The sequence below is a fragment of the Alteromonas sp. 4NS20-0143 genome, assembly GCF_057542855.1.
Window position 1 is genome coordinate 389,939 of the sequence record NZ_BAAJLR010000003.1, and the last position, 19,158, is coordinate 409,096.

A 19,158-nucleotide genomic window follows, 5' to 3' on the forward strand; every position below is an offset into this window, starting at 1 on the left:
TACTGTGATTGCGCATTAATCACTAGTGCTTATTCATTTACCTATTTTAGTTTACGCACAAAAGATAAGGCATAAATTTAAGGGCTATTTTCAATATGTAGGGGCGAAGACAAAATTTGAAGATGCGAAAAACCGTTAGCTAAAAAAAAGGCCACTCAATAGAGTGGCCTAAAAATGCTCTTTAAGAGAGCAACGCTTGGGTAGACGGGAATGTTCAATGAATAGAAACGTAGATTAAAAGCGCTAGTCGATACGCTCTAGCCTTTCCGTTTCAGTAGGTAATAAAACACCGGTGTAAGGATAAGGCCAAAGACGGTAACTCCTATCATGCCAGAGAAAACTGCCACGCCCATGGCTTGACGCATTTCAGCCCCTGCACCTGTAGAGAGCACCATTGGCAGTACCCCCATGATGAATGCGATTGAAGTCATTAAAATAGGGCGTAAACGCAAGCGACTTGCTTCCTTAATGGCCGCTAACGCGCTCATGCCGCTGTCTTGTAACTCTTTCGCAAACTCCACAATAAGAATGGCGTTTTTAGTTGCCAAGCCAACCAACACGATTAACCCTATTTGGGTGAATATGTTGTTATCTCCACCATAAATCTTAACCCCGATTAACGCGCTTAGCAGGGTCATAGGCACAATAAGAATAATGGCTAACGGCAAACGCAAGCTTTCATATTGGGCCGCGAGTACGAGAAACACCAACAGCACAACAAGTGGGAAAATGTAAGCCGCTGCATTACCTGCCAGTATTTGCTGGTAGGTGAGCTCTGTCCACTCGTAGGTCATACCTAGCGGTAATGTCTCGGCAAGAATTTCCTCAATAGCGGCTCTAGCCTGATCAGATGAATATCCAGGTGCAGGTGCGCCATTAATTTCTGCCGTAATGTAGCCGTTGTAATGCATCACTCTGTCTGGGCCGGCGCTATGCTCAACATCTAAAAAAGAACCAAGGGGGATCATGTTGCCCTGAGCGTTTCGTATTTTGAATTGGCTAATATCTTCTATATCTTGACGGTACTGTGCATCGGCCTGCACGTTCACCTGATAAGTTCGCCCAAATAGATTGAAGTCGTTCACATACAGTGAGCCTAGGTAAGCTTGCATGGTGGTGAATAGAGTATCTATGTTCACACCTTGGCTCACTGCTTTTTCCCGATCCACATCTACATCTAATTGAGGAACGGCAACGGTAAAGCTAGTGAAGGCATCGGTAAGCGCAGGATGCTGCCACGCTTTGCCAATCACTTCTTGAGTGACTCGCTCTAGCTCTTCAAATCCAAGGTTGCCTCTATCTTCAACCTGAAGTCTAAAGCCACCAATCGTACCTAACCCATTTACCGGAGGCGGTGGAAAAATAGCCACGTAGGCGCCTTTTATCGAGCCGAACTGTTGATTTAGTTTAGCGGCAATAGCACCCGCCGAGAGCTCAGGAGACTGACGCTCGTCGAAAGGTTTTAACGGCGTAAACAAGATGCCCGAGCTGGGACTGTTGGTAAATCCGTTAATATTTAGCCCAGGAAATGCTACCGCGTCTGAGACACCAGGGTGTTCCATAGCAATACTCGACATCTCTCGAATAACTTCTTCAGTTCTGTCCAAACTTGCAGCATTAGGAAGCTGAGCAAACGCCACAAGATATTGCTTATCTTGAGGGGGCACATACCCCGTTGGCGTAGTAGCAAATTGATTGTAAGTTAGCGCAATAAGGCCGGCGTAAAGCACTAATACAATACTGCTCTTGCGGATTAATCCACCAACTGCATTGGTATACCCTTTAGCACTGCGCTCGAACAAACGATTAAAGGGCACAAACACAAATCTGCCAAACACTTTGTCCATGCCCCGCGTTAGCCAATCGTTAGACTTGCCGTGAGGTTTTAGCAACAGCGCAGACAGCGCTGGGCTAAGGGTTAAAGAGTTTATCGCAGAGATAACCGTTGAAATGGTAATGGTTAATGCAAACTGTTTATAGAACTGCCCAGTTAAGCCGCTCATAAATGCAGTGGGAACAAATACTGCAGCCAGTACTAGCGTGGTGGCAATGATAGGCCCAGTGACCTCTTTCATCGCCTGCACAGTGGCATCAAAAGGTGTTTTACCCTCTGCGATATTTCGCTCTACGTTTTCCACCACCACAATGGCATCGTCAACAACAATACCTATTGCCAGTACTAACCCGAACAGAGACAGCGCATTGAGGGAAAAGCCCATTAGCTGCATAAATGCAAAGGTACCTACCAACGAAATAGGAACCGCTACTAAGGGAATAATTGAAGCGCGCCACGTCTGCAAAAACAGAACCACGACCAGCACTACCAACAACACGGCTTCAAAAAGGGTGTTTACTACCGCTTCTATGGAGCCCCTAACAAACACAGTGGGGTCGTAAACAATGTCGAACTCTAGCCCCTCAGGGAACAGCTGAGATAATTCAGCCATGCGAGCGCGGACATCGTCAGAGATCTGTATTGCATTTGAACCTGGAGCCTGAAAAATAGGGATTGCCGCAGCCGGCTTGTTATTAAGTAGCGAACGCAACGAGTAAGTATTTGCACCAAGCTCTATACGCGCTATATCTTTTAGTCGCGTAATTTCACCATCATCGCCAGTTTTAACGATGATATTTTCAAACTCTGACTCGTCTTTTAAACGGCCGCGAACGTTGATTAACAGCTGAAATTCACTAGACCCAGTAGGCTGTGCGCCCAAGCTACCAGCGGCAGCTTGTTGATTTTGATCAGCAATAGCGGCAACCACGTCGCCGGGGTTCATTTGCAGTGCAGCAAGCTTACTTGGGTTAAGCCATACGCGCATGCTGAACTCACCTGCGCCAAATAAACGCACCTGACCAACACCGTCAATTCGCGCCAGTTCATCTTTCACATTTTGATCAGCGTAGTTCGACAAGTACAGCATGTCGTAACGATTATCCGGTGACGTTAAATGCACCACCATAGTTAAGTTTGGGGATGACTTTTCGGTCACTACACCAAGGCGCTGTACTTCTTGTGGCAATCGAGGGGTCGCGCGATTCACACGGTTTTGTACTAGGGTTGTGGCATCGTCTGGGTCGGTACCAATGGCAAAAGTGATAGTGAGCGTCATACGTCCGTCGCTTGTAGCCTGCGACGACATATACAACATATTTTCTACCCCATTAATCTCTTGCTCTAACGGAGTGGCGACGGTTTCTGCTATTACTTCAGGATTAGCACCAGGATAGTTTGCCGTGACTACAACTGTGGGTGGCACCACTTCTGGGTATTCAGTAATGGGTAGCTGCCATACCGCAATGGCACCACCGATAAATATAAGTATGGACAATACGCCGGCGAATATCGGCCGGCTGATAAAAAATTGCGAAACATTCATTACTTAAGGCCTGCCGTTGCTGAACCGGTAGAAAATGAACCTCCTGATAACACGTCTTCCACTTGCGCCATGTTTTGGGTAACTTGCGTTGCGCTATCAACGCGAGACTGCCAATGCTCTAAGTTTGCAAGGGCATCTTCATCACTCATGGGAACTTTGTTTCTGGCTACGGTTGCGCCTGGGCGAACTCGTTGAAGTCCGTTAACTACAATCGTGTCGTCTGTAGACAGCCCCTGTTTAATAATGCGCATGCTTCCTACTTTGTCGCCTAATGTGACTGGGCGGTACTCCGCTTTATTGTCATCATTTACCACAAGCACATACTTATTATTAAGGTCGGTTCCTATGGCTCTTTCTTTAATTAGTATGCCCTTCTCATTGGTATCACCAGCAAGTTTCAAATGAGCGAACAAACCTGGAATTAAACGGCCGTTTTCATTGTCGAACACAGCGCGTACGCGAAGGGTTCCAGTATTTGCATTAACCTGGTTGTCAATAAAGTCGATTTGCCCCCAGTGCATGTAATCGTTCTCGTTTGCTAGGCGCATTGCTACTGGCTGCTCACTCACCGCGCTAGAGGCACTAGTTTTATCAGATAAGTAATTAAGGTAGGTTTGCTCGTCAATATCGAAGTAGGCATACAGACGGTCAGTAGACACGATACGGGTAAGTTCGGTTTGCCCTGCGGTAACAAAGTTACCTTCGGTGATATTGGCGCGCGACACGCGCCCTGAAATAGGCGCTTCAACACGGGCAAAACCGCGATTTAATCTAGCAACTTCTAATGAAGCTTGAGTTTGATTTAGACTCGCCGTCGCTTGATTCTTTTCGGCTAGTCGAGCATCTAACACTTCTTCTGATACCGCTTGAGTTTCGCGCAGCTTAAAGGCACGGTCGTAATTTTGCTTGGCAAGAGAGAGTCGGCTTTTGGCTTCTTCAAGCTGCGCCGTTAAACGGGATACCTCTGCTTTAAACATTCTGTTGTCGATAAGAAATAGGGTTTGTCCTTGCTCAACATATTCACCCTCTTCATAGGCAACAAAATCAACATAGCCTGAAACACGAGGGCGAAGCGCTACAATATGCGGCGATTCTAGGCGACCAGTAAAGTTGTCCCACTCGGTCAAGCGTTGTGATACCACAGTAGCTACATCTACCGGTACACCCTTACTCGCTTGCATCATTTGATCAGATTCCTGCTTATCACCGCATGCAGCGATAAGTGCAGTGAGACCTACCACTGCCATAAAACGGGTTAAACTTTTCATTGCAAGATACTCTTTTGAAATTAGCTATAGGTTTGATGGCGCGCATTATGCTAAAGTCTAAACAATAAAAATAATTATCTTTTCGTATGCAACACATCATTTAATGTGATACTTTGAGAGTATGTAAAACCCTTGTTAACCGCACATATATATAGCGTAAAAATTGGCTATAAACGCTCAATATTGAGGCTATATTCAGGTTTTAATGGAGACGGCAATGCGTCCACATGACTTAAATTTATTGATGATTTTCGATGCCATCATGACAGAGGGCGCGATTACGCGTGCAGCAGATAGGCTTTCAATGACCCAGCCCGCTGTATCGAACGCCTTATCTAGAATGCGCACCGCATGGAAAGATGAGCTGTTTGTAAAAGACGGTAGAGGCATACAGCCCACGTCTTACGCAAAGAACCTTTGGAGTCAAATTCAAGGGCCACTGGGTGAGCTTGAAGTGGCGGTTAACCCCACCGATTTCAATCCGGCTACTGCCAAACGCACTTTTCGTATAGCCGCCACTGACAGTATTGTGTCTATGGTATGGGGCCCACTTCGAAAGGTGATTGAGAATGAAGCACCTGGCATTAATATTCACGCTATTCCTAATTACGATATGGAAACGGACAAGATATTAAAAGACGCCGAGGCTGAGTTAACGTTTTCAAAGCATCAAGAGCCTGATTCAGTGATACGTGCAGAACATGTGCTAGACCCGAGTTGGGTGGTAATAATGCGCCCCGATCATCCTCTTGCAGCGTCTCAACTTACACTGGATGACTTTGTAGCAGCCGATCATTTATTGGTGTCGGTGACTGGCGATGTCACTGGCCCAACCGATCAAGTATTAGCTAACTTGGGACTTAAAAGACGGGTTGCCATGTCGGTTAATCAGTTTTATAACGCTACCCCACTTTTGAAAGAGAGTAACCTTATCTGCGTGGCGCCATCTCTGGTGGTAGAAAAAGAAATATTTTCTGGCGAGTTGGCTGTGTTCGAAACCCCAGTGGAAATTGTCAGCTCACCACTTTCGGTAATGTGGCATAAGCGTCAAGATCAAGACGCTGGGTTGCAATGGTTGCGGGGGCTGGTTGTGAAGTTTATTCGGGAACGGGTTCAACGCCATGAATTACTGTTGTCGCAATGCTGCAGAAAAGCTTACTGTGAAGATACGGTGAAACGTCTTATGGCACAGCGCAATATGGATAGCAGTGAGTTTACTCCAGCGCACTTGCAAACCGCCAACGATGCGGTAGCAGAGCCTGAGTCTGAACCTGCATTGAAAGACAAGGCTACAGCCTAAGTTTTATCTGAAAACACAATTAAAAAACCCGCTAATTAGCGGGTTTTTGTAACATCAGAAAAAGTTGTTTATTTCTTTTTCTTTGCCTTAGGGTTTGGCAAATCAGTAATGCTTCCTTCGAATATTTCAGACGCTAGTCCAATTGATTCGTTTAACGTAGGGTGAGCGTGAATGGTAAGCGCAACGTCTTCACCGTCGGCACCCATCTCAATAGCTAGGCCAATCTCGCCAAGCATTTCGCCCGCGTTAGTACCTACCATTGCACCACCGATAACGCGACCAGATTCTTTATCGAAAATCATCTTGGTCAAACCGTTAGTGGAATCCTGAGCAATTGCGCGGCCTGATGCAGCCCACGGGAACGAAGCTACTTCGTAGTTTACGCCCTGCTCTTTAGCCTCTTTCTCGGTTAAACCAACCCAGGCAACTTCTGGCTCTGTGTAGGCAACTGATGGAATGGCACGTGGGTCGAAGTAGTGCTTCTGACCTGCAACCACTTCTGCAGCAACATGACCTTCATGTACCGCTTTGTGTGCAAGCATAGGCTGACCTACAAGGTCACCAATGGCAAAGATATGCTCTACGTTAGTACGCATTTGCTTATCAACATTGATGAAACCGCGCTCATCAACATTAACGCCTGCTTTATCAGCGCTTACTAGGTTACCATTTGGCTTACGGCCAACTGCTACAAGTACTTTGTCGTAGCGTACTGGTTCAGCAGGTGCTTTTTTGCCTTCAAAAGTAACGTACAAACCATCATCTTTTGCTTCAACCGCAGTCACTTTGGTTTCTAGCATGATGTTGAATTTTTCTTTGTAGTCTTTCATGAATACTTTCATGATGTCTTTATCGGCAGCTGGAATAAGCTGGTCTAAAAACTCAACTACATCAACGTTTGAGCCTAGTGCTTCATACACTGTACCCATTTCAAGACCGATGATACCACCGCCAAGGACTAGCATTTTCTCTGGAATATCTTTCATTTCCAAAGCGCCAGTTGAGTCGATTACGCGATCGTCTTCTGGAATGAATGGCAAGCTAATTGGCTCAGAGCCTGCAGCAATAATCGCTTTTTCAAACGTAATAGTGGTAACGCCGTCGTCACCTTGCACTTCAAGAGTGTTGCTGCCCGTAAACTTACCGTAGCCTTTCACATGCTTGGTTTTACGCATTTTAGACATACCGGCAAGACCGTTGGTAAGCTGCTTAACAACGCCGTCTTTGTAGTCACGGATCTTGTCTAGATCAATCTTTGGCTCGCCAAAGCTCACGCCATGACTTGCCAAGTGCTTTGCTTCTTTCATTACTTTCGCAACGTGAAGAAGTGCCTTTGACGGAATACAGCCAACATTAAGACATACACCGCCTAATGAATCGCGCGAATCTACGATAACTGTTTCAATGCCTAAATCGGCTGCACGGAATGCTGCAGAATAACCGCCAGGGCCGCCGCCCAGTACCACTAATTGCGTTTTAATTTCGCTCATTGTGAACCTCAATCCTCTTTTTTGATTATGCTAACACGCGTTGCTTACACATATAGGCGCTAGCATAACCTAAATACCGCCCTAAGGGCCTATAAAATCGTCAAAAATGTTAATCATATTGTAAACATTTTACGATTTTTTTTTAAAGTATAATTCTACGTAAGTCCGTTAGGTTAGCAGCAACTTCTGCAGCAAACCTTGCACCTACAGCACCATCAATAACGCGGTGGTCGTATGACAAGCTTAACGGAACCATTAAACGAGGTTCAAATTCGCTGCCATTCCACTTAGGTTTCATCTCTGATTTAGAGACACCTAAGATACCCACTTCGGGGGCATTCACGATTGGCGTAAACGCCGTACCGCCAATACCACCTAGGCTAGAGATAGTGAACGTGCCGCCTTGCATATCGGCAGACTTCAACTTGCCTTCACGTGCCTTCTTAGATGTATCAATTAGCTCTTGAGACAGTTGCTCAATGCCTTTTTTGTTTACATCTTTAATGACTGGCACAACAAGGCCGCCAGGAGTTTCTACCGCAATACCGATATTGATGAACTTCTTAATGATCAAGCTTTCGCCATCATCAGATAACGACGAGTTAAACACCTCGTATTTTTCTAGCGCTTTCGCTACGGCTTTCATAACAAAAACAAGTGGCGTGATCTTTAAGCCAGACTTTATTTTTGCATGATAAGCATTCTGCTCTTTACGGAATGCTTCAACGCCAGTGATATCAGCTTCATCAAACTGCGTAACGTGTGGAATAGTCGCCCAGTTACGATGTAAGAACGGCCCAGAAATTTTCTGGATACGCGATAGCTTCTGCTCTTCAACTTCACCAAACTTGCTGTGATCAACAGGTTTAACCGGCACAATTTGAAGTACATTGTCACCTACAGGTGCATTACCTGACGCGGCAGCCGTTTTAGGCTTAGCCAATTCAGCTTTAACGTACTCTTGAACATCTTCCTTCAAAATACGATTCTTACGACCAGAGCCTTTTACCAAGGTGAGGTCTACACCGAACTCTCGTGCCACTCTGCGCACTGATGGAGAAGCATGGGCTTTACCGTCATTGCTTTCTTTGTCAGAGCTTGAGTCTGCTTTAGCCGGCGCAGGCTTTTGCGCTGGTGCTTTTGACTTTTCTTCAGTCTTCTTGTCCGCAGATTCTTTACTAGAAGAATCTGACTGCTTCGATGCTTCAGAGTTGCTTTCTTCTTTCGCTGAAGAGGCTGATGCGCCACCACTAGTTTCTAATTTCACCACTAGTGTGCCTTGCTTAACCTTATCGCCTGTTGAAATAAGCACTTCTTTTACCGTACCAGCATGTGTTGATGGCACATCCATGGTGGCTTTATCGGTTTCAAGTGTGATCAGGCCATCTTCTTTTTCAATGGTATCGCCAACAGAAACGAGTACGTCGATAACATCGACTTCACCGTCTTCACCAATATCAGGAACAGATACTTCAATCACTTCACTTGATGACGAATCTGAAGATGCTGCGTTAGACGACTTGGCTTCTTCGTCAGCACTATCTGAAGAGCCAGAGCTCGAGCTTTCCGTGTTTTCAGATGAGTCAGAACCGCTGACCTCAAGCTTGATAACCACGGTACCCTCTTTAACTTTATCGCCATTGCTAATTAACACTTCTTTCACGGTACCGGCGTGACTTGAGGGCACGTCCATTGTCGCTTTGTCAGTTTCTAGCGTAATGAGGCCATCTTCTTTTTCAATGGTATCGCCCACAGCAACTAGCACATCGATAACGTCAACTTCGCCGTCTTCACCAATATCTGGTACAGCAACTTCAATTATGTTGCTGCCTGAAGATTGAGCAGAGTCTGATGTTGATTCAGACTCTTTTTTAGGCTCTTCATTAGGCTCTTCACTAGGAGAGTCGTTTGAAGATGACTCACTGTCCGACTCGGCGCTGTCTGCTGAGCTGCTCGCCTCAGAAGCATCAGCTTCAGAATCATTACCTTCAGAATCAGCACCAGCACTGGTTTTGATTTCGCCGATAACGTCGCCTTCTTTAATCTTGTCACCCACGGCAACAGATAGGCTTACTATTTCGCCTTCAAACGGCGCAGGAATGTCCATAGATGCTTTATCGCTCTCTACGGTAACAATCCCTTCATCTGCCTCTAATGTGTCGCCAACGGAAACACACAGTTCGATAACTTCAACTTCGTCACCACCAACATCGGGAACGACAATCTTTTGAATATCTGACATATGTAAAATACCTTATGTGTCTGTGACTACGCGTAAAGTGGGTTAAGTTTTTCAGCGTTAATTTCAAAACGCTTAATAGCATCTGCCACCACTTTTTTCTCAACGTCACCGCGCTGTGCAAGCTCGTAAAGTGATGCCACTACGATGTAGGCAGCATTCACTTCGAAATGCGTACGCAAGTTTTCACGGCTGTCACTTCTTCCGAAGCCGTCTGTACCTAAACAACGATATTCTGTATCGATGAAAGCGCGAACTTGGTCAGAGTAGTTCTTCACGTAATCTGTTGCAGAAATTGCTGGGCCTGCATCTTTTGTGATCACTTGGCTAATGTACGGTGTTTTTTGCTCTGCTTCTGGATTAAGCATGTTCCAGCGTGCAATGCCTTGACCTTCACGAGCCAGCTCGTTGAAAGACGTTACCGAGTACACGTCAGAAGACACATCGTAATCGTCACTAAGAATTTGTGCCGCTTTGCGCACTTCATTCAAAATAGTGCCCGAGCCCATCAATTGAACATTGTGCTTAGCTTTCTTACCTTCAACACGCTCTAGCTTATAAATACCTTTGATGATTTGCTCTGCAATATCGTCATCTTCAGGCATCGCAGGATGCTGATAGTTTTCATTCATTAACGTGAGGTAGTAGAAAACGTTTTCGTTTTCACCGTACATACGGCGTAAGCCATCTTGTACGATAACCGCCACTTCGTAGCCATACGTTGGATCGTACGTTACACAGTTAGGAATTAAGTTAGCCTGTACATGTGAATGGCCATCCTGATGCTGTAGACCTTCACCATTCAGTGTTGTTCTACCTGCTGTCGCACCTAATAGGAAACCACGAGCCTGGCTATCACCCGCTGCCCATGCTAAGTCGCCAACACGTTGGAAACCGAACATTGAGTAGTAGATATAGAAAGGAATAGTGGTCGCGTTACAGGTTGAATAAGACGTACCCGCCGCCACCCAAGACGCCATAGCGCCTAGCTCGTTAATACCTTCTTGCAGTACCTGGCCTTTCTTATCTTCGCGATAGTAAGCCACTTGGTCGGCATCTTGTGGAACGTATTTCTGCCCTTCATTAGCGTAAATACCTACCTGACGGAACAGACCTTCCATACCGAATGTACGTGCTTCATCAGGAATAATTGGCACAATGCGCTTGCCAATTTTCTTATCTTTAAGCAACGCGTTAAGTACGCGTACAAAGGTCATGGTAGATGACACTTGACGATCGCCAGAGCCTTTCAAAATAGCGTCAAAGGCTTTTAACTCTGGTACTTCTAACTGCTCTTCTGCTTGCTCTCTGCGCGCTGGAAGATATCCGCCAAGGGCCTCACGGCGCTCTTTCAGATACTTAAGTTCTTCACTGTCTTCTGGGAAGCGGTAGTAAGGAAGATCGGCAATTTTGTCGTCTTCAATAGGAATGTTGAAACGGTCACGGAATTTCTTAATCGATTCCACTTCCATTTTCTTCACGTTGTGAGCCACGTTCTGTGCTTCACCCGATGAACCAAGACCAAAGCCTTTAACGGTTTTCGCAAGAATAACCGTTGGGCGACCTTTGGTATCGATGGCTTTTTGATATGCAGCAAATACCTTAACCGGATCGTGACCACCACGATTTAAGCGCCAGATGTCTTCATCTGAATAGTTAGCCACTAACGCTTTCGTTTCTGGGTACTTGTTAAAGAAGTTTTCGCGGGTGTACTTACCGCCCTTCGCTTTACAGTTCTGGTATTCACCGTCTACGGTTTCGCCCATAAGCTGAATTAGCTTGCCTGATTTGTCACGGGCAAGAAGCTCATCCCAGTAGCTACCCCAAATAACTTTAACCACTTCCCAGCCTGCGCCGCGGAATGTGCCTTCAAGTTCTTGGATAATTTTGCCATTACCACGTACAGGGCCGTCTAAGCGCTGTAAGTTACAGTTAATAACAAATGTTAGGTTGTCTAAGCCTTCGCGAGACGCTAAGCCAATTGCACCCAATGATTCTGGCTCATCACACTCACCATCACCCATGTAGCAGTATACGCGCTGCGCTGAACAGTCTTTAATACCGCGGTTAGTAAGGTATTTTAAGAAACGCGCTGTGTATATCGCCTGCAGTGGACCAAGGCCCATAGATACTGTTGGGAACTGCCAGTAGTCTTTCATCAAATGCGGGTGCGGGTACGATGATAGTCCGTCGCCGTTACACTCTTGACGGAAGTTGTTTAGCTGCTCTTCCGTTAAGTTACCTTCGATGAAAGAACGAGCGTAAATGCCCGGAGAAATGTGGCCTTGAGCGAATATAAAGTCGCCGCCGTTACCATCTGTTGGCGCTTTGAAAAAGTGGTTAAAGCCAACATCGTACAGCATGGCTGAAGAGGCAAAGCTACCAATGTGACCACCAAGTTCTAGATCTTTCTTAGACGCGCGTAGCACTATCATTAACGCGTTCCAACGAATTGCAGCACGGATGCGCGCTTCGATAGTGAGATCGCCAGGCATGTTAGGTTCTTGCGCTGCAGGGATAGTGTTGATATACGCTGTTGTAGCGTCGTACGGTAAGTGAGCTCCACTACGGCGAGCTTTATCAACAAGCTTCTCAAGTAAGTAATGAGCGCGTTCTACACCTTCCTCTTCGAATACAGATTCGAGTGCATCTAGCCACTCTTTAGTTTCTTGAGGGTCCACATCTTGGTGCATCATATCAGTCATGGTGCCATCCTATTTTTGCTTATATAGAAAATCCTCCTTACGCAACATTTACACCCTGCGTTAAAGGAGGAAAACTAAACTACGTTGTACTCACAGTGACCCGTTCTGGCTCACCTGCTTGGGCAGTGGCACGGGTACAACCCGACCGGCCTCTGCGAATAATTAACCGCGAGCAGCGTGCTCTAGGCTAAATTTCTAAACGACGCAACGCTCGCTGAACACGAGTGTCGCGCTGATTAATGGTTAACAGCGTTTTTTCAATAAACGCCAAATGCGTGTTACAAGCTTGACGAGCAGCTTCTGGATCTTGCGACGCTATGGCTTCCACAATTTCTCGTCGCTGTTTGGCAATATCTGCCACTGCATCAGTATGCATCGCCAGCATGTCTAAATTTCGTTCTATGTTGTCAACTAACATACTTTGCATGGTGCTCATTACGTGAAGCAGCACCATATTGTGCGAAGCTCGCGCCATGATGATGTAAAACTGTCCTAGCGCCTCGGCTTGGCCACGTTTACTCTCGCTCACTTTTGGCGACGGAAGCTCATTTAATGCTTGAGTTAGCGCATCAATATCTTCTGGTTGCCCGCGAAGCGCAGCGTAATAAGCCGACATACCCTCTAAGGCATGTCTAAATTCGAGTAGATCAAACTGAGTTTCTGGACGTTTGCTCACTAAATCCATTAGTGGGTCTTTCATTGCCGCATTGAGATTGCGGTTCACAAACGTTCCGCCACCTTGCTTCCTTTCTACCAGACCACGGGCTTGCAGATTACCAATAGCTTCACGCAAGGAGGGACGAGACACATCAAACTTCAACGCAAGCTCTCGCTCTGGCGGCAATTTTTGCCCCGCCAATAGAGAACCATCGAGAATCATAGATTCAAGTTGCTCAGTAATGACATCTGCTAGTTTTTTTCGCTGCTGACGCATGCGGCCCCTGTCTCTGTAGTGAAGTCCTTTAGTGTTAATCACAGTTGTGAATACGCTAAATTAGTGACATTAATGTAAACTCAACTCAAATTGGTAATACCATTTTACCTATACAGTTTAAGGCAGATCGTTTTGGAGGTAAATACTCTCAAGCATAGCAAACCTGACTGAGTTTGCTGCCTGTTAAGCTTTATTGTTGAATTTGTTAAGAAAAGTGTTTAAACCATTACTGGTCTGATGAGAAGATGAAAGAAGATGTAGAAGCAAAAGCATCTGATCTAGCAAGAGTTTTTTGCTAGACCAAATGTTTTCATTATTTTAAATGTTAAAAATAGTGATTATGCGAGACTGCCTATAACCGTAAGTGCCGAAGTGACAACCAGTAAAAAAATAACATTACGTTTTGCTAACTTTACAAGCACCTTGGGTTCAACCGATGCATTTTCAGCCTGTAGCGCTTGTTCTTCTGGCGTTAGCATTTCAGCTTTCGCCGAAATAATAGTGAGTACGTCGTAGGCAGATACATCTAATTGCAACGCATATTTAATCCATTCGGGCAATGCGCGAGAGAAGTGCCCCATCATCAACATACCAAATGCAGTAATTCGAACCGGAATATAATCTAATGCAAACATGAGACGGGCTGCAGTTTCGCGCATGGGATGATTAGCTGCACAAAGCGCTTCAGTAGTACTTCTACTCAGGCTATAAAATAATGCGCCAGGCGCGCCAAACGCAATAAACCACAGCATAACAGCGGCGTAGTGCTGATAATTAAGCCATGTTAAATGTTGCCCAAAGCTTTGACCTTGGTATTTTGCGCTACTCGTGTCGTCAGCCTCTTCATTATTTGCGTTTTCGTTAACACTACTGTGACTATCACGCTCGTTGGTACAGTGGCCCAATTGGTCGGTGTACATACTACAGGCCTGCAAATCATTTCGCTCGGCCGCGTTTAAGAAGCATTTATAAGTGGCCCTTAGTGCAGGACAACCAATGCAAATAAATAGGACAACGCTTTGCTCGATAAACGTAAGAAAAGCGCCGAAAATAAAATATTCTATTCCTGCAAGTACAGCGGCTGGAGCTAGCAGGCAAAGATACAATGACGCAGACGTGTTCTTTTTAGACAACCAGCGCTTTTCAATAAGCCACTCACGGTATTGACTGGCGTATTTTTCAATATGCCAGCGGGGATCTTTACTTACTAATCGCTCTAAACTTAGTACTAATAGCAAACTCATTAAAATCATGTGGTAGATCGCTTCCAGTTATTTGACGCAATGCAGGTATTTATCTTAGTTGTTGATTAAGCCTGACTAGACGCGGTGACCCACTTTATAGGCATTCATTTTATTGCTTGGTTTACTAAGAATTGCCTACAGTAAATTGATAAGGGTCTTTCTATACCTAGCCCAGTCAAACGCAACTCCAGGGTCGGTTTTTCTCCCTGGTGCAATATCGTTATGACCTACGATACGCCCTAACGAGATATGAGGATAGTGCTTAACGATGAAATTGGTCAGTTTTGTCAATGCGGTATACTGCTCACCGGTGAAAGGAAGTGTGTCTGTGCCTTCTAGTTCTATACCAATAGAAAAATCATTACATCGACGCGTACCTTGAAACACCGATAGCCCGGCATGCCATGCTCTTTGGTTAAAAGGAACGAATTGCTCAATCTTTCCCGTGCGGTAGATGACACAATGTGCCGATACCCGTAGACCGGCAATTTCCCTATAAAAGGGATGTTCATTAATATTAAGCTGCCCCATAAACAAATCACGAATTCCTGACGTACCAAATTGAGATGGTGGTAGAGAAATATTGTGAACCACCAGCAGGCTTACTTGTGCGTCATCAGGACGAGCATCACAATGAGGCGACGGTACAAAGGTCGCATTGTCGTATTTCAACATAGGGTGAAGCACCTCGGTGTGGGTTTATTTTAATGTTTGCCAGCATTATTACATATCAAATTTTACATATTAGATGCCTGTGCATATAGAAGTGTTACATTGCTCTACTGGCAAAATCAATAACTTAAGCCAAAGGCAGGTTTTAAAAAGCTATGAAAAAAACTACGGAAGCAACTAATATAAAAGCGATCGTAAGCGCTCTAACGGGAGAGTAATGTCTCAGGAACACAATGAAACAAGCGCCGCTGGAAAGTGGATGGTGCTATTAGCGTGGGTGTGCGGACTGGGTTTACTTGTGTATGTTTTCTCCGGCCTATTGGAAAAACAAGTTAACCCGAATAGCACGCCTATTTCGCAGCAAATGGGATCGCAAACCGAAGTGCGCCTTAAACAGAACCGTCAGGGCCATTACATCACCAGCGGCTATATTAACGGTGAAGAGGTTGTATTTTTAGTCGACACTGGTGCGACGGACGTTGCTGTGCCGGCACATTTGGCCAGTAAGCTTCAGTTGCAGGCAGGCCGCCAAGCACTGGCAAGAACCGCGAACGGAACGGTCAGAATAGCCGAATCCACCATAGACACCCTTCGCATTGGCGATATAGAAGTACGAAATGTAAAAGCCAACTTAAACCCTGGTATGCAAGATAACCATATATTGCTCGGAATGAGCGTTCTTCGCCAATTAGAGTTTACTCAGCGTGGCGATTGGTTAATATTGCGTACCCTCTAAAAAGACAAAGTGAAAAGAAAACAGCAATGAAGATGACGTCACCCGATATACAAGCCATCCGCGAACAGGTTTCTCAAGCGCTCATTGAAGACTTAGGTGGTGAACTGAATGCCGATAACGACATAACTGCCAACCTAATTGATAAAGAAGTGACAGCGAGTGCTACTATTATTACCAGAGAGCCTTGCGTTATTTGTGGCGTTGCTTGGGTAAATCAAGCGTTTGCCTTAATAGATGAGTCAGTGTCGGTAGCTTGGCATGTAAAAGACGGGGACCATGTTGAAGCCGATACGGTGTTAGTGAGTTTATCTGGCTCTGCCCGAGCTATTCTTACCGCTGAACGCACCGCGCTTAACTTTTTACAGACCTTATCAGGCAGCGCAACGGTAACGGCTTCTTACACCAAATATTTAGCCGGTACTAACACCAAAATTCTTGATACACGGAAAACCCTTCCAGGACTTAGATACGCGCAAAAATACGCCGTACGCTGCGGCGGTGGTCAAAATCACCGTGTCGGGTTGTTCGACGCTTACTTAATTAAAGAAAATCACATCTTCTCCTGCGGCGGTATTCACAATGCAATAAGCCGAGCAAAAACAAACATGCCAGGTAAAACTGTTGAGGTTGAAGTTGAAAGCATTGAAGAATTTCAACAGGCCCTTGATGCGGGTGCTGATATTGTAATGTTAGACAACTTTACTAACGAACAGATCCAGCAGGCAGTAGCCATGAATAACGCACAGTGTAAGCTGGAAGTGTCTGGCAACATTACCGATGAACGTTTGGCTTCGTTATCAAAACTTGGGGTAGATTATATCTCTTCAGGGGCACTAACAAAGCACGTGCAAGCGATTGATTTGTCGCTACGTATCCAGTTAGATTAAGGCTACTTTTGTTTAGTTTTGCTAGCAATGATCGCTGTCAATAACTGAGCAAGTTAGAAAATATACCGAAATCAACGGAAAATTAGCAGAATATGAACCTGCGACGAGTAGTTACGCGAAGGTCAACATATAAAACATTAAATGTTGTGGTTTGTATTGCTCAACATACTTTGCCAGTAGGAATAGTTTTATACGAAAGTTCAATGACATAGAGCTGCAATGGTGTGAACGAACGTGTCATACTGATTGTGTCAGACATAGGTATAATTCTAGATACTTGTCATAGACAAAGAAAATTCTATACTGAGTAACAAGTACCAGGGGCGTTTAAGGACGACTCGGGTATAAACGTCAATTTGAATTTATTTAAACTTAGCGTGTTATACACGTCCCGGAGATAGACCATGATGAAAATGAAAACTACAAACCAAAAAGGTTTTACCCTAATCGAACTAATGATCGTTGTTGCGATCATCGGTATTCTTGCAGCAATCGCATTGCCTGCTTATCAGAACTACACGCAGAAAGCGAAGTTCACTGAAGTGACTAACGCTACTGCCGCAGCGAAAACAGCTGTAGAGATTTGCTATTCATCAACGGGTAATATTACCGATTGTGATCAAGGCACAAATGGGGTTCCCGCTTTAATTGGGCCAGATGCAGATACTGTCGGGGTAACAATCACTGATGGAGTAATCAAAGCGACTGCTTCGGGAGACTCTGGTCTTAAAAACGGAGCTGATGCCGCTACTTATACGTTATCACCTGATGTAACTGATGGTAACGTTAAGTGGACTAAAGCGTGTCTTCCAGCTGACATCTGCTAACCAAACAGAATATCCCAAAAGCCCAGCATTAACTGGGCTTTTTTTGTTTTATGTCGTTCAAGAAGAGTCAGAAGAATTGCTATGGCAAGAGCACCAACAGTTTTTATATGGCAGGGCAAAGACAGAAGGGGCCAGTCGCGAAAAGGTGAGTTATCAGCCGTATCTGTTTCAGAGGCCAAGAATCTACTTCGTCGTCAGGGTATTTCCGCTAATAAAGTTAAAAAGCTGAGTAAGCCTATATTTGGCTCTGGCGCAGCAAAAATAACACCGGCAGACATATCAGTTACTTCACGCCAAATCGCCACTATGCTTAGCGCTGGCGTTACTCTTATTCAATCCTTAGAAATGATCGCTCAAGGTCACGCAAAAGTCAGTATGCGCAAGTTGCTAGGCGAAATAACTGAAGAAGTTAAAGCAGGTAATCCACTTTCCTCGGCATTAAGAAAGCATCCAAACTATTTTGACGACCTTTATTGTGATTTGGTTTATACCGGTGAACAATCTGGTGCACTAGAGTTAATTTACGACCGAATTGCGACCTATAAAGAAAAAGCAGAAGCCTTAAAATCTAAAATTAAAAAGGCCATGTTCTATCCTATTGCTGTAGTGGTAGTAGCCTTTATTGTAACCACTATACTGCTTATTTTTGTGGTACCTCAATTTGAAGAGATATTTAGTAGCTTTGGAGCAGAACTGCCCGCATTTACCCAGTTTGTATTAGGCATTTCTCGATTTGTGCAAGACTACGGTATTTTTATTGCTATAGCGGTAGGTATTGCAGGCTTCTTATTTGGCCGTGCTTACAAAAAGAGCCAAAAGCTGCGCGATTCCTGTGACAAACTTGTATTGAAAATTCCGGTAATTGGAGAAATTCTTAGAAAAGCCAGTATTGCTCGATTTACCCGGACCCTTGCCACTACTTTCGCTGCAGGCGTTCCTCTTATAGGAGCCCTTGAGTCAGCTGCAGGTGCATCAGGTAATGCAGTATTCCGAGATGCCATTTTGTTTATACGTAAAGAAGTGGCAGGCGGTATTCCCATGCATGTTGCCATGCGTGCCACTAACGTGTTCCCAGATATGGTGACCCAGATGATAGCTATTGGTGAAGAATCTGGCGCCGTTGATGAGATGCTCAGTAAAATCGCCACAATATACGAGGCGGAGGTGGATGATATGGTAGATGGCTTAACTAGCTTACTTGAGCCTATGATAATGGCAGTATTGGGCGTAGTTATAGGTGGTCTTATCATTGCCATGTACTTACCTATATTCGATATGGGTAACGTGGTATAACTATCCGTCGACTTCAAGGAAGAAACTAGCACAAATCGCTAGCGTTGATTTTCCAATGCAAAAAGTAAAACTTCTCTGCTTAAAAACAATAACAAATAACTAGCTCGCACTTTCGCGGGCTTTTTCTTATTCTGGTAGGTATCGATAGCGCGTAAATACGTTGCTGACAACAGAATTATATTA

General features: G+C 45.0%; 13 protein-coding genes. 5 read left to right on the top strand and 8 right to left on the bottom strand.

Annotated elements, in window-relative coordinates:
* Positions 1 to 257 precede the first annotated feature (257 nt).
* The gene (locus AC27HD_RS08930) at positions 258 to 3,380 is read right to left on the bottom strand and encodes an efflux RND transporter permease subunit (protein ID WP_487105192.1); all 3,123 of its coding nucleotides are present in this window, start codon (positions 3,378 to 3,380) and stop codon (positions 258 to 260) included.
* Complete coding sequence (locus tag AC27HD_RS08935; protein WP_032097497.1) at positions 3,380 to 4,648, bottom strand: efflux RND transporter periplasmic adaptor subunit; 1,269 nt, start codon at positions 4,646 to 4,648, stop codon at positions 3,380 to 3,382. The genes AC27HD_RS08930 and AC27HD_RS08935 overlap by 1 nt, the downstream gene beginning before the upstream one ends.
* Positions 4,649 to 4,865: 217 nt before the next feature.
* On the opposite strand from AC27HD_RS08935, the gene AC27HD_RS08940 reads away from it, so the two are divergent.
* Positions 4,866 to 5,948 carry a LysR family transcriptional regulator gene (locus tag AC27HD_RS08940; protein ID WP_487105194.1) on the top strand — a complete coding sequence of 361 codons (1,083 nt, stop codon included), beginning with the start codon at positions 4,866 to 4,868 and terminating at the stop codon, positions 5,946 to 5,948.
* Positions 5,949 to 6,016: 68 nt separating this feature from the next.
* On the opposite strand, the gene lpdA is transcribed toward AC27HD_RS08940, so the two are convergent.
* From lpdA to ampD, 6 genes are all read right to left on the bottom strand, one after another.
* Positions 6,017 to 7,438, bottom strand: a complete 1,422-nt coding sequence (lpdA, locus tag AC27HD_RS08945; RefSeq protein WP_032097495.1) for a dihydrolipoyl dehydrogenase — start codon at positions 7,436 to 7,438, stop codon at positions 6,017 to 6,019.
* 142 nt (positions 7,439 to 7,580) lie between these two features.
* Complete coding sequence (gene aceF, locus AC27HD_RS08950; RefSeq protein WP_487105196.1) at positions 7,581 to 9,680, bottom strand: pyruvate dehydrogenase complex dihydrolipoyllysine-residue acetyltransferase; 2,100 nt, start codon at positions 9,678 to 9,680, stop codon at positions 7,581 to 7,583.
* Positions 9,681 to 9,706: 26 nt separating this feature from the next.
* Positions 9,707 to 12,382: a pyruvate dehydrogenase (acetyl-transferring), homodimeric type gene (gene aceE, locus AC27HD_RS08955; RefSeq protein WP_032097493.1), complete on the bottom strand. Its 2,676-nt coding sequence runs from the start codon at positions 12,380 to 12,382 to the stop codon at positions 9,707 to 9,709.
* 187 nt (positions 12,383 to 12,569) lie between these two features.
* The gene (locus tag AC27HD_RS08960) at positions 12,570 to 13,316 is read right to left on the bottom strand and encodes a GntR family transcriptional regulator (RefSeq protein WP_032097492.1); all 747 of its coding nucleotides are present in this window, start codon (positions 13,314 to 13,316) and stop codon (positions 12,570 to 12,572) included.
* A gap of 338 nt (positions 13,317 to 13,654) precedes the next feature.
* Positions 13,655 to 14,569, bottom strand: coding sequence for a beta-lactamase regulator AmpE (gene ampE, locus AC27HD_RS08965; RefSeq protein WP_487105199.1), 915 nt, complete (start codon positions 14,567 to 14,569; stop codon positions 13,655 to 13,657).
* A gap of 126 nt (positions 14,570 to 14,695) precedes the next feature.
* Entirely contained in the window at positions 14,696 to 15,235 is a 540-nt protein-coding gene (gene ampD, locus AC27HD_RS08970; protein WP_487105201.1) for a 1,6-anhydro-N-acetylmuramyl-L-alanine amidase AmpD, read from the bottom strand.
* A 214-nt stretch (positions 15,236 to 15,449) separates the two neighbouring features.
* Between ampD and AC27HD_RS08975 the strand changes: the two genes are divergently transcribed.
* The 4 genes from AC27HD_RS08975 to AC27HD_RS08990 all read left to right on the top strand — a co-directional run bounded on the left by AC27HD_RS08975 (position 15,450) and on the right by AC27HD_RS08990 (position 18,975).
* Entirely contained in the window at positions 15,450 to 15,968 is a 519-nt protein-coding gene (locus AC27HD_RS08975; protein ID WP_487105203.1) for a retropepsin-like aspartic protease family protein, read from the top strand.
* Positions 15,969 to 16,000: 32 nt separating this feature from the next.
* Positions 16,001 to 16,855: a carboxylating nicotinate-nucleotide diphosphorylase gene (nadC, locus tag AC27HD_RS08980; RefSeq protein WP_487105550.1), complete on the top strand. Its 855-nt coding sequence runs from the start codon at positions 16,001 to 16,003 to the stop codon at positions 16,853 to 16,855.
* A gap of 404 nt (positions 16,856 to 17,259) precedes the next feature.
* Positions 17,260 to 17,682, top strand: coding sequence for a pilin (locus AC27HD_RS08985; protein WP_487105204.1), 423 nt, complete (start codon positions 17,260 to 17,262; stop codon positions 17,680 to 17,682).
* Between the two features lie 81 nt (positions 17,683 to 17,763).
* Positions 17,764 to 18,975, top strand: a complete 1,212-nt coding sequence (locus AC27HD_RS08990; RefSeq protein ID WP_487105206.1) for a type II secretion system F family protein — start codon at positions 17,764 to 17,766, stop codon at positions 18,973 to 18,975.
* The last annotated feature ends 183 nt before the right edge of the window (positions 18,976 to 19,158 follow it).